Genomic DNA, 14288 nt, shown 5'->3' with positions numbered 1-14288 from the left:
TTATTGGCTTTGTTATTTATAGGCTTTAGTATTTGAAGGTGAGTATGATTAATCCACTTTGGCTCAATACGTTTAAGACTCTGGTTGAAGTTGGCCATTTCACCCAAACGGCAGAAAAGTTGTATATGACACAACCTGGAGTCAGCCAACACATCAAGAAGCTTGAACAAGCTTGTAATTGTGACCTGCTATCTCGAGAAAACAAGAGCTTCGAACTGACCGAACAGGGTCGGATTATGTATCGCTATGCGATCAAACTAGAGAAAGACCAAGAAGATCTTTTTGAGTCTCTGAGTTTTGATAACCCTTATGCTGGGCAATGTCACTTGTCTTGCTCTGGCTCACTCTCTTTGCGTCTGTATCCCAAGCTTCTTGAACTTCAACAGCAACACCAAGAGCTCAGCATTAACTTAGAAGCCGCTCCAAACAAAAAGATATTGAATGACCTAAGCGAAGGCACTACCGATATCGGCATTGTTAGGCATTCCCCGAACGACAGCTACTACCAAAGCCAAGTCATCGGCAAAGAAGCACTGTGTCTTATTGTTCACCACAGCCTTGCTGATTTAGAGATAACGCCGCAAGTATTGAATGACATTGGCCTGATTGCCCACCCAGATTCTGCACATTATCTGTCTTTGTATTTCGACCTTTGCGGAGATAAAGACTTAGCGAACATCAACGTTAATGAGATACCAAGATCTGGCTACATCAATCAGCTTCACCAGATCTTGCTACCCGTATCAAAAGGATTAGGTTTTACCGTGTTACCGGCTGGCGCGGTTGAACACTTCCCAGATAGAGACAAGCTACACGTTGTGCCGCCAAAGGTAGAAGTAGAGGAAACGCTGTATCTGGTTCAAAAACGAAACCGAAAACTGCCGCACCGATACGATACGGTTGTTGAGCTAATCAAACAGAACGTGAGTCGTTAGTTCGGTATAGATAGATTTAAAGCCTTTAGCTAGCTAGTTATTTCGCTATAAGAGCTAAAGGCTTTAATGTTGAAGTGATATTTATAAAAGACAACTACTCAGAAGCGCCAAACCCCTCTTTTGCTCGTTCAAAGTCATAATTATCTAACGCACTTCGAACATCTTTGAGAACAACAGAATGTGGATACTGTGCCAATAACTCAGTCACATATTGAGTTGCATCGTTATCATAAGCATCCAGCAGTGATAGCAACTGAGCATGCTGTTCTGACGTGATGCTCGGTGAATCAGAGGTATCAGCAAGACTCGCATCGGCTTCTTCAGTACTTGTCGTATTGAATCCCCCAACACCAGACACATCAAAGCTGATCTCAACTGCTTTAATCAGTTCGATTAACCCAAGTTCGCCTTGCTTAAGATCTGCTTCATCACACGCCTTGTTATGCGCTTTGCTTTCTAAATCACTGAGTAACTCTGCCAATCGCAATCCACCAATCGAAGCTGCCATGCTTTTTAAGGTATGTAGATTACGCTCTAACGTCTCCCAGTCGCCTTGTACTAAGTTATCAAAAGCATCCGACATAATGTCTGGCGATCCTTGGCAGAACCTATCAAGCATTTTGGCTTGCAGCTTCACATCATGATAAGTCAGTTGCTCAAACCTCGACTGAGAGAAAACAGGCGGCTCAATTTGGGGATCGGAGTGCAATTCCGCACTCTCACCAGAATCACCTGTCTGGATCGCATCTGAAGAGGTGTCTGATGGCGCTCGACCTTCAACTAAGACCTCAGGAACAATGTATCGAGTAATCAAAGACATCGCTTTATCAATAACAATAGGCTTATCCAAGAAGTCCGTGATGCCCGACGCCCTCGCTCGTTGTTTCGCATCAGCAAAAACATTGGCTGACATTGCAATAATCGGTACATCTATATCGAATTCACGAATCAAACGGGTAGCTTCAAAGCCGTCCATAATCGGCATTTGAAGATCCATGAAGATTATTTCGTAGTCGTTGTTTTTAGCTAACTCCAGCGCTTCCTTTCCGTTTTCAGCAAGATCGGCATTTAATTTAGAGCGACTGAAAAATGCTAAGGCGAGATCTTGGTTCAGCTCATTGTCTTCAACCAGTAGAACTCTTTGGCCTTTGAACTCTATCTGATAATCCAGTTGCAGCTCTTGGGCTTTGAAGTCGGCTAAGGCATCCGAGCTTGAGCGTGGCAATGTCAGTACAAAGGAGAACTCACTGCCTTGCCCGTAAACACTCTCTACCGTAATTTGACTGCCCATCGCATGAACTAATTTCTGGCTAATGTTGAGCCCAAGCCCTGTACCGCCAAACCGACGTGTCGTTGTGGTATCCGCTTGGCTAAAGGCTTCAAACAGCTTGTGACGGTTCTCATCCAAAATGCCTATCCCGGTATCCATCACACTCACTCTCATGGTTAAGCTGCTGTCGTTCGAGTCAACATGCTCCACCGTTAATGCTACGCTGCCTTGTTCCGTAAACTTAATCGCGTTGCCCACAAGGTTGAGTATGACTTGGAACAACCTCAAGGGATCGCCTTGCAGTGGCGTGTCTAACTCTGGGTCGATGACCATCGACAAATTGAGTTGTTTCTCAGCTGCTTTCGACTCCATTAGTTCAATCACATCTTTAAAGGTCGTTACGGGATCAAACGGGACGTTATCAATAACAAGTTGTCCAGCTTCTATCTTTGAGAAATCAAGGATGTCATTGATGATACCGAGTAACGAATGGCCAGAACGGTGCACTTTCTCAATGTAATTTCGAGCGACAGGATTAGATATTTCGCCAATCGCCAGATAAGACAAGCCAATAATGGCGTTCATTGGGGTTCTTATCTCATGGCTCATATTGGCTAAGAATTCCGATTTAGCTTGGCTCGCCAAATCGGCTCTCTGTTTCTCTTCTTCCAATTGTTCGTTAAGGCGCTTCATTTCTGAAATATCGAATGCCCAAAATAGTGTGGCGACTTCACCATCAATCTCAAAAAGATAGTAACTGACCAAAGCAACAAATCGGGTTCCATCAGACTTTCTGAGTACTAACTCCCTATTTTCAACTTTACCGTTAAGGTCGAGCTCTTCATGCACGCCATCACGAACGCTCAGCGAGTCATGGATAGCGGCAACGTCGATAGAAGACAACGCCTGATCTTCCACGCCAAACAAACGTTTTGCCGTATCGTTCGCGTAACGAACCTCTTCTTCAAATACCACGCTGGCTGCAATTGGAGAGCTATTTAGCATGTTGTAGAGTTGGTTCTGCGCCTTTTCCAGAGCTTCGGTTGCTTCCTTAGCAATACTGATCTGCTTCGCTAATTTACGATTCCAGAAAATAATAAGAAGAAGGATCACCAGAGAGAACACCGAAATGGTGTAAACCAATTGATAATTAACTCTTTCTATCGCTTTTGGCGCCGCCCACTTCGCCGATATCTTTTGATGTTCTTCAGCAGAAATACTCTCAATCGCCTTATTCACAATCGAATAAAGCAAAGGCTCAGATTTGATGACATGTAAGGTGGGTGAAAGGAAAAAATCAAGTCGTCCGACAATTCCAATCTCTCGATGACCAAATGAATCAATGAGGTAATTGAGGACATCAACAGTGTCGACCATGCCGTCTAAGGTTTTATCATCCAATCGGTTGAGCCCATCGGCCGTGGATTCTACCTCTACCCACTCAACGTTCGGGTACTTATCTAAAATCGCGTTAGTATTTGCCGCATTCTTCAATATACCGATTTTCCAACCATCAGCTTCTTCAAGTACCAAGCTACTAACGTCTCTTCTCGATGCAATGGCCAAACGACTTGAAAACAAGCTTTTAGCTGCTTTGACGTTATCTCCTAACGAACGATTCTCTTGAGCTGCTGAGACCAGTTCCACTTCATGATGATCAACCAAGCTTCGGGTCTCAGACCAATTCGCCACGTCAACATGCTGAATACTTAGCCCTGTTTTTTGTTCAATCAGCGTTAGATAATCATCAATCATCCCGATGTATTCACCGGTATTGGATACCGCTTCATAAGGTAACGAATTCGGATCGATACCTATACGTACATCCGGATTATCTTTAATCCACGCCCTCTCTTTTTGGCTTAGATTTAGGATCTCTCCAGTCAAGTTACTCGCTTGATAAACATCCGCAATATAGCGTTTCGCCGCATCTCCGAATGAACTAAATTGTTCGACAGATGGAAAATAAACATAGTTCCGCTCTAACGAATTAACATCAAAGTAGAAAGTCATCGAACCAGAGTTGATACTCCCTCCCTTGGTCCTATAATTCGCCACCTTGGTGACTGATGAAAAGTGAGAGGTATTTTTCTTCTCTCCATATTGATCAACTAGGTTGCCTATGTACCAAGATTTGATCGGGCGACTATTGTTATCCGCTTGTGCGGTGATCACCTGAAAAGAACTGTCCGTGTCGAAAATTTCAAACACTTCCGTCAACTCTTCAAAGCGGTCGTTGACGATAAAATACGCAGATATTTGCGCGATAATATTCGCTTTTTTAAGGACTAGGCTTAAATCACTCTGAACCTGCATCTCGATAATTTGGTTTAAGCCGTCATCCTCCTGTTTAAGCCTTTTAATTGCGGCATTGAAGCTATCTCTGATTTCTTCACTCTTAAAGTCCACATAGATCGGATACTCAACTTTATACTCGTCATGTAGCGTTAGCTCTGCCATTTCAATAAAACGAGTATTGGTGATAAACCACTCTAGCACTCTTCGTTCAACCATTAGCAGGTCAACATTTTGAGCCCTCAACTGCGAGAATGCTGATTCAAGATCTTCGTAATCTTCAACACGATCAATGTCTAACTTACTCTTCAGAACTTCAACAGAGTTTTTAATTGTGGATGTTTCGTCGAACAATAACGCCCCTAATGATAGGTCTTTTGGGGATTGAAGTTGGAGTTTGCGGCGAGTTAGTGAAACAGGAACAAACTCAACATTAAAAACGTTATCACTTAAAAAGTGCGCATTAGGATCATCAAACTGAACACCAGAAAAAAAGGCTATAGAATTATTGTTATCGATGGCTTTTTTAGCGGCGCTAGGTGGAAGTGTGACAACGTCACCTAGTTTATATCCCATGTCATTCAGTGCACGCTGAAGAATGTCGTACTGTAGCCCGACTGCGGTGCTGTCTGGGTAAATATACGGAGGGTTACCAAAGCCAAACACGCCTTTTAGCGGCACTCGATAGGGGGAACTGTCTAGCCACTTCGATAAAATCTGGTTCTTGTTATCAACGTCGAAGGTTTCAATCTGTTTGTTGATTAGCGTCAGCAGTTCTGGTTCATCGGTTCGAATCACCATTGATGCTTCAAACCTTTTCCAATGCTCCAGAACATAATTTACCGCTAAATCATGAACGCCAATCTTTTTCGCAAGATCCATAGTGGTGATAGGTTCACCGACCATGCCTTCGACATCCCCGGCCCCTAACGCACGTACTGCATCAATAACGTTATCAAAATTCACTCGCTCAATAGAACTCAATTTGACACCGGCTCGCTCCAAGTCGATATTTTCATTAACCATCGCGATGCGGCGCTTTTGAGTTTGGTCGATGTTGGTATCTATTTTGTTGTCGATGGGAACAATCACTGCGACCTGATAAGGAATATAAGGATCACTTGCAAGAAAACGGCCACCTTCACTTGGGTCGAACTGTTGGAATGGGAATACATCGCCTCGCCCGTCGACTAACGCGGCTTTAGCCTCGACACGCGAGTTAACTGTGACAAACCGAACATGAACACCAAAACGCTGTTCAAGATCCAGTGTCCAATCTTTGATGATCCCAGAAACTTGCCCATCATCATCGATGAATGAGTAAGGATAATGGTTGGCCAAGACAACAAAAGTTACCGTTGGTTGGTTTCCCAACCACTGATTTAACTCAGTATCTGTTACCTCAGCAGCATTCGTAGATCGCATTAGCAGTGGCCACACCAAAAGTGTAATGGCCAGAAAAACAACCAAACGATTTAGCGACAACATCAAGCCATCACTCATCTCTAAATTTCTCTTTAATTGCTAGAATCTCAGGTAACTTCAGAAAAAACACATCAACGATAGTTGGATCAAAATGTTTGCCTTTCTGTTCTTCAAACAAGTTCAGCGCCTCATCAATACTCCAAGCTTTTTTATAAGGGCGCTCTGCGGTCAGGGCATCAAACACATCAGCAACAGCCGCAATTCTTCCAACCAATGGGATACCTTCACCAGCTATCTGGTTTGGATAACCACTGCCATCCCATTTTTCGTGATGATATTGCGCCACCTGAATAGCCATACGCATCAGTTTGGAATCACTCTGCCTACCAAGTATATCAACACCATATTCGACATGCTTTTGCATAATTGTCCACTCGTCGGCGTCCAATTTACCCGGCTTGAGTAATACGCTATCAGGAATACCGATCTTGCCAATATCATGCATTGGTGCTGCATCACGCAACGTCTCGGCATCTTCGTCAGTCATTCCCAAGGCTTTAGCTAGCACTTCACAGTAGTGACTCATACGCTTAACGTGCATGCCTGTTTCATTGTCTTTAAATTCAGCAGCTCTACCCAGTATGTTCAGTGTTTCTAGCTTACCGAGATTGATCTCTTGAGTTTTCTCTTTTACCTGACTAAACAACGCGCGTTGTTGGTCATAAAGTGCGATATGCGTTTTCACACGCTGGAGTGCAATTGCAGGGGTTATCGGCTTGGTTAGGTAATCGACAGCCCCCAAGGAGAGCCCTTTTACTTCGGCTTCTGGACCAATTGTGGCGGTCACGAAAATGATAGGAATGTGAGCCGTATTCGGCTGAGCTTTAAGTTGGCGGCACACCTCGTAACCATCGATGTCAGGCATCATGATATCAAGGAGGATAAGGTCTGGCTGCGGCACCATCTTCGCAATTTTGATACCAATTGTGCCGTTAATCGCTACTTTCACTTGATAAGTATCTTTGAGTATTGCCGTTAACACATCCAAGTTACTTGGGGTGTCATCCACGACTAACACTATAGGTTTCCGACTCATTGATACCTCGTATACAAATCAAACAGTTATAACCCTAGTGTAGAACGGTTTCCAGAGGTTAAGTAGAAAAAAAAACAATTGATTTTCAAAAATGAAGAGTAGATCTGTGAGTGACTTCAAACTGGCGTTATTAGAAGTACGACCAGTCAATATTACGTCAGTTAAGTTATTATTATACAAGGGGAATCACCTTTGCATTGCAACATTTCACTAACAACACAGATACTATCCGAAAACAAAAAGAGCTCCTCATATGGGAGCTCTTTTCGTTCAACGGCTAGAAAGCAAAACAACCGAGTTATTCAGTAATCTAACGACCAGAATAATACATACAGATTCGAACACCATCGAACTCACGAATCTCAAATGGGATCTCGTAGATAGACTCCATCACTGATTTTTCAACCACTTCCGAAACCTTACCCGACTTAACCACTTTGCCTTTCTTCATCGCAACAATGTTATCTGAGTAACAAGAAGCGAAGTTGATGTCATGAATCACGATAACGACCGCTTTATTGAACTCATGCGCTAAACGACGCAACGTCTGCATAATTTCGACCGAGTGTTTAATATCAAGATTGTTCAGAGGCTCATCTAAGAACACATAATCCGTATCTTGCGCCACAACCATCGCGATAAACGCCATTTGACGCTGACCGCCACTCAACTCATCAAGGTATTTGTTTTGGATGTCAGTAATGCCAAGGTGTTCTAGTGCTGTATCGACGATCTTATGATCTTCGTCTTTCAAGCGACCTTGAGAGTGTGGGAAACGACCAAAACACACCAATTCGCGAATCGTAAATCGCATGTTGATGTTGTTCGACTGCCTTAACACAGCAAGGTGCTTCGCTAGCTCTTTGGTATCCCACTCAGCCAGTAACTTATCGCCAATGACCACTTCACCCGCGTCGCTGTCTGTTAAGCGGCTCGCCATTGAAAGCAGTGTACTTTTACCCGCACCATTTGGGCCAATGATAGAAGTCACTTCGCCTTTCGGGAACATAGCACTGGCATCATCAACCACGAGTGACTTGCCATACTTCTTACTTAAACCTGTTAATTTAATCACTACTTACTACCTTTACTGAATTCTGGTGCGTAACAACAAGAACATAAAATACAAACCGCCGACCAAGTTAATAATCACACTCACAGTGGTTTCAAACGCCATCACTTTTTCGATAAACCATTGGCCAGAAACCAATAGCACGATCGCTAGTAAGCTGCTTGCGATGATAAGCACACGATGCTGATAAGATCGGAATATCTGGCGAGCTAAGCTTACGGTGATCATGCCAAAGAACAGCACAGGGCCAACCAGAGCCGTAGACACCGCGACCATCACTGACACAATCACCAAGGTAATCTGAGTCAATCGCTTGGTGTTCACACCCAGGCTTGTCGCGTTATCAACACCAAGCCAAAGTACATCAAGCTTAGGCGCCAACAACCAAAGGCCAAGCAAGCTCAAACCCAAAGGAATAAGGCTGAGGTAAACCAACTCGCCTTTCACGTTATTGAAACTTGCGAACATCACATTCTGCAGCACCGCGAACTCGTTCGGGTCAATCAACATCGCCAAGAAGTTAGACAAACTCGAGAATACGCTGCCACATACGATGCCTATCAACAGCAGTGTGAATACGTTGTTTCGCTTGCTCTTAAAGTAGAAATGGAACAGAGCAAACGAGAACAAGATCATCACAGTCACAGACATCGAAAAGTTTGCGATCGAGTCAATCACCCAGAAGCTAGCACTGCCAAACACAAACAGAAGTACCGTTTGTACCAGCATATACAAGCTGTCAAAGCCCAAGATGGAGGGGGTTAGAATTCGGTTATTAGTAATGGTTTGGAAAACCAATGACGACGCCGAGATCGCTACCGCCGCCAACACAATCGACAGCAATTTTGGTAGGCGCAGAGACAAGAAGAACTCGTAGTTATCCCACGTCAGCCCCTGCCCGATGAATAGCGCTGTCATACCCAAAGACGCGATAGCCAGAATCGCAATTTTTACTGAATCACGCATTCGACTTGTCTCTCATGATTAGGTAAATAAAAATCATGCCACCAAAGATGCTGATTACCATCGAGATTGGAATCTCATAAGGGAAGATGACGATTCGAGCTAGCAGGTCACAAGCCAACACCAAGATCACCCCCCAGTAGGCAGTCCAAGGCAGAATCTTCTTCATGTTATCGCCCATCATCAGCGACACGATATTCGGCACGATAAGGCCAAGGAATGGGATAACACCAACGATCATCACCACAGAGGAGGCACTGATAGCCACTAACGCAACACCAATGAAGACGATCTTCTGATAATTCAAACCGATGTTTTTCGCGAAGCTCTCACCGATGCTCGCCGCACTGAACTGTCTCGCGAAATAGTAAGCCAATACACAAGCAGGCACCGCGAGATAAAGGATTTCATAGCTGCCCTGCAACACGCTCGCAAAGTTCGCCATAGTCCATGCCGACATGGTTTGTACTAAGTCGTACTTATAAGCAATAAAGGTTGTTAGAGACGAAACAACGTTGCCATACATAATGCCAATCAAAGGCACCAATACCGCGTTCTTAAACTTGAGGTGTTGTAGGAAGCGAACCAATAGCATGGTGCCAAACACTGCAAACGCGAAGATAAAGCCTAAGTAGCTCCATTGCGCAGCATTGCCTAGCACTAGAATGCCGACAATGTAACCCAACATCGCACAGTCAATGGTGCCCATCGTCGAAGGCGCGGCAAACTTGTTCTGTACGATTTGCTGCATGATCAAGCCAGAAACACTCAATCCCGCTCCGGCAAGCACGATCGCGAGTAGTCGAGGGATCCGACTAACAATATAAATAGAGTTGGCGTGTTGGTTGCCATTGAAAAAGTCACTAAAACTGATTTCAGCGACTCCAATCATCAATGACGCAACGCATAACACAACAAGAAATACAGCAGCTGCAATGGGTTTCAACATAGGAATAATACTAAAGATAAGTCTCGGGTAGCCCGTATAAAAAAGTGAAAAAGGGCTTATAAGAACACTCTTATAAGCCCGAAAATCTGATGGTTAGTAACTATTGAATCGTACGTTCAATGTCACTAAGCATTCTATGAATCGCTGTCACACCGCCACCAGCCAAATACCAAGCACTTGAATCAAGGTAAACGATATTGCCGTGCTGCGCTGCAGGTGTTGCCGCAACCAGTGGGTTATCAAACAGTTGTTGTGCGCGTCCTTCTGATTTACCAATCGCTTTTTCGCGGTCAAGCACGTAAAGCACTTCAGGTTTTGCATCAGCTATGTATTCAAAAGAGATTAGGTTGCCGTGTGTTCCTTTAATCGGAGCCACGGTTGCACTCTTTGATTCCACGAAACCAAAGTCATCAAAGATGATTGAGAAACGGCTGCCTTTGTTGAACATCGCAATGTTGTTACCGTTGTTCATTAGCATCATTGCTGAAGTTTCGTCAGACGCTACTTTGTCGTTTACCGCTGTGATAGAAGCTTGAGTCTCTTTAATGATCGCTTCGACTTCAGCTTGCTTACCAAAGATGTCGCCTAGCACACGCCAGTTTTGCTGAGCATCAGCCCAGTACTTGTCGCCTTCAATAGAAAACATGACAGTAGGAGCAATTTGTGCCAGTTTGTCGTAAACCTTAAGCATGCGGTTTTCCGCGATGATGATGTCAGGCTTCAACATGTAGATAGCTTCAAAATCAGGTTCGCTTAAAGAGCCTGTATTTACCGTCGTATCTTTGTACGAAGCTAGGTAATCAGGCAGCAAGCTATGAGGCGCGCCAACTGGCTGTACACCAATTTTATCGAGCACGTCTAAGCTACCGTGGCCTAGAACCACCACTCGCTGTGGTACTTCAGTAAACTGCGTTGTGCCTTTCACATGCTCAATGGTGACGGTTTCCGCATGCGCGGTCATCATGAATGATGATGCTAGAACGATGGCAAGCCCGCTCAATAACTGGCGAACTGAATTGATTGTTTTCTTCATGTTTCTTCCTTTGCCATTGATACAAACCACCACTCATGACAATGAAAGTCACATTACTCATAGACGAGCATGGGGCGTACACAACTGCTAAATAACGATAATTTAAAGTCTGTCATTGGATTGACAACAAACTTGTAACGCAAGTGAGAACTATTATCAATTATATTTGCACTAAATTGGCGATACAACAACTTTATTATTCAGAAACGTAAAAGTGAGTATTCATATTTTGCGTAGTCAGGAGAGGTATTAGGAATCAGAAATATCAAAAAGACGCGAAGAGGAAAATACTCATCAACCTGAAGAAAAAAACAGATGGGGAAAGCACCCAAAAACCCTGTAATTACAACGCTGAACCCCAAAATCATGGATTGTAATTTACAATGTAAAGATCATATACAACAGAGACTTAATCATCACCAAATTAGCTGATCAATTAAACCCACTAATGACAACGAATACGAACAGCTGAAAAGCCAAGACTCAGTCAGATATCATGGTCAAATCCCTGACCTTCGCTCATTTAACCTTCAGTAACCGATGGTAAATCACCCAAAAATATTTTTGAATTTAATTCAAAATAGGGTTGTAATTTTGAAAACTAGGCGTATAGTTCGCCACCTGGCTCTAATCTATAGAGCTGTTAATGCTAAAGTAAGTCCAAGTTCCACATAGACAGTTCTCGATTCCCTCGTTACACCATCTCTGCGTCAGCTTTCACCCAGATAGTCATTCAATAGCTTTTAAATTCGATCCTACTACCGATCTATCGTCATTTGCTCTTTTGTCAGCGAAGTCAGAATAGATCGAGCACTTAAATACAAATGTAATAAACACAAGGCACAGTTATGTCACGCAGAACAACACGACAAACCCATTGGTACCAACTATCACGCGAAAAAACAGTCAATAAACTAAAAGGTAATAAATGCTCAAGATTAAAATAGATTTACACAAAGAAGAGATTTCATGGGTCACCGAGATTCGACAGCTCAATAGCGATATACTCCACCGCCACATATTGCCCAAGCTACAACATCACAGCTATCTCATCGACTTTGAATTTAATGAACGAGAAAGCATCGGAACTATCGTTTCAGGCAACGGAAACACCCTAGGACATTTCACACTCCTATAGCATTTCCCAAAGGCTACAAAAGAAACACCATCTAGTCCCAAAGATGTAAAAGATGTCACCCTCAATTCGCTCTAGCAGAACAAAATAGAGTAGAAGTAAAACAGATCTGAAACCTAGCCCTTTTTGCATTTCACACGCGGCTAACGCTAGCTAGGTTATCGTACTTCTATTGAAACCAACTTATATCAAACTCTAAATCACCATTGAGTCATTATCAGTGCATTCATGGACTAATAAGTTAACGGCATCGACCTTAACTTCTGATCAAGAGTATATAAGTGTTCTGCAGCTTGCATGTGTTGAGGGTAATCACTGAACTTCTCACGATTCTCCTCATTCATCTTACATGTCTCATCCACCAGCATTAACTTCCAATACAGCTTCGTTGTATGCAACATCGCCAGTAACGGTTTGAACACCTCTTTCTCATAAGCTTGAATCAACTCTTCAATCAACTCGTCACGTTCGTCTTCGCTTGCGATTGAACCCTCGGTTGCCGACAACACTTTTTGATACTTCAGGTTTTGTTGCAGCTTATCCATGACCGTTTGGTTTTCTTCCGCTAAGTCAACAAGCTTCGACTTAATGATGTTTACCCAATTCGCTTGGCTCAGTACTGTGTCATCAACGCTGGTAAAGTCTTCTCGTATTTGTCGTTCAACATCTTTTTGAGCTTTCTTTAAAACCGCACGCACCTTTTGGAAAGGCAGCTGATACTCCTTACTTAGCTCGATAATCAGTTTATGAAAGCCACCATTTGGAAGGTGTAAGTTTTCTTTAAACGTCGCCATTGCAGCTTCTTGCTGTTCGGTAAGGTGAGTCATTCTGTTTCCTATTCTTTATCACTTATGGTGCTGAGCCCGCGATCATACCATTATTACCCTCGTTTTTTCGGTAACTTGATCAGTTACACCTCGCTATGCCGTTAAATTCTCTCAGCCCTTTCTCTTTTGGCTAGTTATTAACCCACTTGGCATAAAATGGTAAATCTCTATCGGCGAAAGTTCGTACATTACGCGCTCAGGGGATATCGCCAGACAGGAGTCGTTACTTACATATGAAAGACAAGCGCGAGAAATGAGAAAACAGATGACCTATTCAGAATACAAAGAATCCGATTTGCATAAGTGCGTGAGCATTGGTTCAGAAGCAATGGTATCCATTGCCAAGTTTGCCTTTAAAGCCACTACCCTTTTATTTCGATTTTTCCGCTGGCTTGTCGTATCGGCTTATACCTACGTGATGAAGTAATTCTATATGGGAGTCGTTGTTTTCATTACGACTTATCTAAATACCCCAAAGCGCGCCCTATTAGGTCGCGCTTTTTTTGTGCCCAGTTTTATACCTAGCTTGATGCCAAAAGTCCGAGTGCATTTTATATCGTCAGTGGCGCTAAATGGTAAAACTGACCATCGAATAAAAACCATACTACACCTGTTCCAACGAAACAGACTTCTAACTTATACAGGTACTAAAATGAAAAAGATTGCACTTAAAATTGTAGGACTAACGGTTTTGGCTTCTGCGCTAACTGGTTGTATCGGCAGCAACGCCGTAACAGGGAAAGTGATGAAATTTAACGTTGAAGTTGTCGATAACCGCTATGCCCGTGCAGGTGTAAACTTCTTATTAGCGCCTGTATACGGTATTACTACCGCAGCAGACTATGTGGTATTCAACTCACTTGAATTCTGGACAGGTAAAAACCCTATCAGCGGTTCACCACACGTATTTGATACAAAAACAGACACGCACTTCAAAGTGAACGATGAGCTGGACCCAAGCCTGAAAGAAGCCCCTGTCGGCCCAATTTCTAACAATCGCACCATTGAAACGGGTGAGATGATTAAGATCGACGAAAACACGATTCAAATGGACATCGTCTATACATCTGGTGAAACAGCGACTCTAACGGGCATCAAAGACGGTCAAAACGTTACCTATTACATGGATGGTCAGCTTGTATCGCAAACAACTATCGCTGAATTAGAGAAGATTCAAGGCACTGAAGCTTAAGGTTCATCGCCCACACAGAGTTCAAACTTAAAGAGACTTTTGAGCTCATAATCGAGTAGGAGGAGGCCTCACGGCCTCCGTCCTCTCACACCACCG

At 43.4% G+C, this 14288-nt stretch carries 11 protein-coding genes; 4 read left to right on the top strand and 7 right to left on the bottom strand.

From position 1 onward, the window contains the following. Nucleotides 1-44: 44 nt before the first annotated feature. Nucleotides 45-935 (top strand): LysR family transcriptional regulator, encoded by an 891-nt coding sequence (locus AB4274_RS19375; RefSeq protein ID WP_017061891.1) that lies wholly within the window; start codon nucleotides 45-47, stop codon nucleotides 933-935. Between the two features lie 94 nt (nucleotides 936-1029). On the opposite strand, the gene AB4274_RS19370 is transcribed toward AB4274_RS19375, so the two are convergent. The 6 genes from AB4274_RS19370 to AB4274_RS19345 all read right to left on the bottom strand — a co-directional run bounded on the left by AB4274_RS19370 (nucleotide 1030) and on the right by AB4274_RS19345 (nucleotide 11038). Beyond that, nucleotides 1030-5925, bottom strand: coding sequence for an ATP-binding protein (locus AB4274_RS19370; RefSeq protein WP_372112981.1), 4896 nt, complete (start codon nucleotides 5923-5925; stop codon nucleotides 1030-1032). A gap of 70 nt (nucleotides 5926-5995) precedes the next feature. Further along, complete coding sequence (locus AB4274_RS19365; protein ID WP_029235511.1) at nucleotides 5996-7021, bottom strand: HD-GYP domain-containing protein; 1026 nt, start codon at nucleotides 7019-7021, stop codon at nucleotides 5996-5998. A gap of 310 nt (nucleotides 7022-7331) precedes the next feature. After that, complete coding sequence (locus AB4274_RS19360; protein ID WP_017061894.1) at nucleotides 7332-8096, bottom strand: ABC transporter ATP-binding protein; 765 nt, start codon at nucleotides 8094-8096, stop codon at nucleotides 7332-7334. Nucleotides 8097-8108: 12 nt separating this feature from the next. Beyond that, on the bottom strand, nucleotides 8109-9059 hold the full coding sequence (locus tag AB4274_RS19355; RefSeq protein WP_372112979.1) for an iron chelate uptake ABC transporter family permease subunit: 951 nt from the start codon (nucleotides 9057-9059) through the stop codon (nucleotides 8109-8111). Next, nucleotides 9052-10005 (bottom strand): ABC transporter permease, encoded by a 954-nt coding sequence (locus AB4274_RS19350; protein ID WP_372112978.1) that lies wholly within the window; start codon nucleotides 10003-10005, stop codon nucleotides 9052-9054. Before AB4274_RS19350 ends, AB4274_RS19355 begins: the two co-directional genes overlap by 8 nt. Nucleotides 10006-10105: 100 nt before the next feature. Further along, a complete protein-coding gene (locus AB4274_RS19345; RefSeq protein WP_372112977.1) occupies nucleotides 10106-11038 on the bottom strand; it encodes a siderophore ABC transporter substrate-binding protein in 933 nt (310 codons plus the stop codon). A gap of 928 nt (nucleotides 11039-11966) precedes the next feature. Here AB4274_RS19345 and AB4274_RS19340 point away from each other — a divergent pair. Further along, nucleotides 11967-12176 carry a hypothetical protein gene (locus AB4274_RS19340; RefSeq protein ID WP_004731601.1) on the top strand — a complete coding sequence of 70 codons (210 nt, stop codon included), beginning with the start codon at nucleotides 11967-11969 and terminating at the stop codon, nucleotides 12174-12176. Nucleotides 12177-12406: 230 nt separating this feature from the next. Here AB4274_RS19340 and AB4274_RS19335 read toward each other — a convergent pair whose 3' ends face one another. Continuing rightward, entirely contained in the window at nucleotides 12407-13000 is a 594-nt protein-coding gene (locus AB4274_RS19335) for a hypothetical protein (protein WP_017061898.1), read from the bottom strand. A gap of 265 nt (nucleotides 13001-13265) precedes the next feature. Here AB4274_RS19335 and AB4274_RS19330 point away from each other — a divergent pair, with 265 nt between their 5' ends. Together AB4274_RS19330 and AB4274_RS19325 are read left to right on the top strand one after the other, a co-directional pair. After that, entirely contained in the window at nucleotides 13266-13427 is a 162-nt protein-coding gene (locus AB4274_RS19330; protein ID WP_170962358.1) for a hypothetical protein, read from the top strand. A gap of 225 nt (nucleotides 13428-13652) precedes the next feature. Further along, entirely contained in the window at nucleotides 13653-14192 is a 540-nt protein-coding gene (locus tag AB4274_RS19325; RefSeq protein WP_017061899.1) for a DUF3332 domain-containing protein, read from the top strand. The last annotated feature ends 96 nt before the right edge of the window (nucleotides 14193-14288 follow it).

The organism is Vibrio sp. 10N.261.55.A10 (assembly GCF_041470825.1).
In the GTDB taxonomy this organism is placed as follows: Bacteria; Pseudomonadota; Gammaproteobacteria; order Enterobacterales; family Vibrionaceae; genus Vibrio; species Vibrio crassostreae_C.
This window is presented reverse-complemented; position numbering and strand designations above follow the sequence as displayed.

Bases quoted from the DNA above. Each gene is read 5' to 3' on its own strand.
- AB4274_RS19375 (WP_017061891.1), top strand. From the start codon at position 45: ATGATTAATCCACTTTGGCTCAATACGTTTAAGACTCTGGTTGAAGTT.
- AB4274_RS19370 (WP_372112981.1), bottom strand. From the start codon at position 5,925: ATGCGATCTACGAATGCTGCTGAGGTAACAGATACTGAGTTAAATCAG.
- AB4274_RS19365 (WP_029235511.1), bottom strand. From the start codon at position 7,021: ATGAGTCGGAAACCTATAGTGTTAGTCGTGGATGACACCCCAAGTAAC.
- AB4274_RS19355 (WP_372112979.1), bottom strand. From the start codon at position 9,059: ATGCGTGATTCAGTAAAAATTGCGATTCTGGCTATCGCGTCTTTGGGT.
- AB4274_RS19350 (WP_372112978.1), bottom strand. From the start codon at position 10,005: ATGTTGAAACCCATTGCAGCTGCTGTATTTCTTGTTGTGTTATGCGTT.
- AB4274_RS19345 (WP_372112977.1), bottom strand. From the start codon at position 11,038: ATGAAGAAAACAATCAATTCAGTTCGCCAGTTATTGAGCGGGCTTGCC.
- AB4274_RS19340 (WP_004731601.1), top strand. From the start codon at position 11,967: ATGCTCAAGATTAAAATAGATTTACACAAAGAAGAGATTTCATGGGTC.
- AB4274_RS19335 (WP_017061898.1), bottom strand. From the start codon at position 13,000: ATGACTCACCTTACCGAACAGCAAGAAGCTGCAATGGCGACGTTTAAA.
- AB4274_RS19330 (WP_170962358.1), top strand. From the start codon at position 13,266: ATGACCTATTCAGAATACAAAGAATCCGATTTGCATAAGTGCGTGAGC.
- AB4274_RS19325 (WP_017061899.1), top strand. From the start codon at position 13,653: ATGAAAAAGATTGCACTTAAAATTGTAGGACTAACGGTTTTGGCTTCT.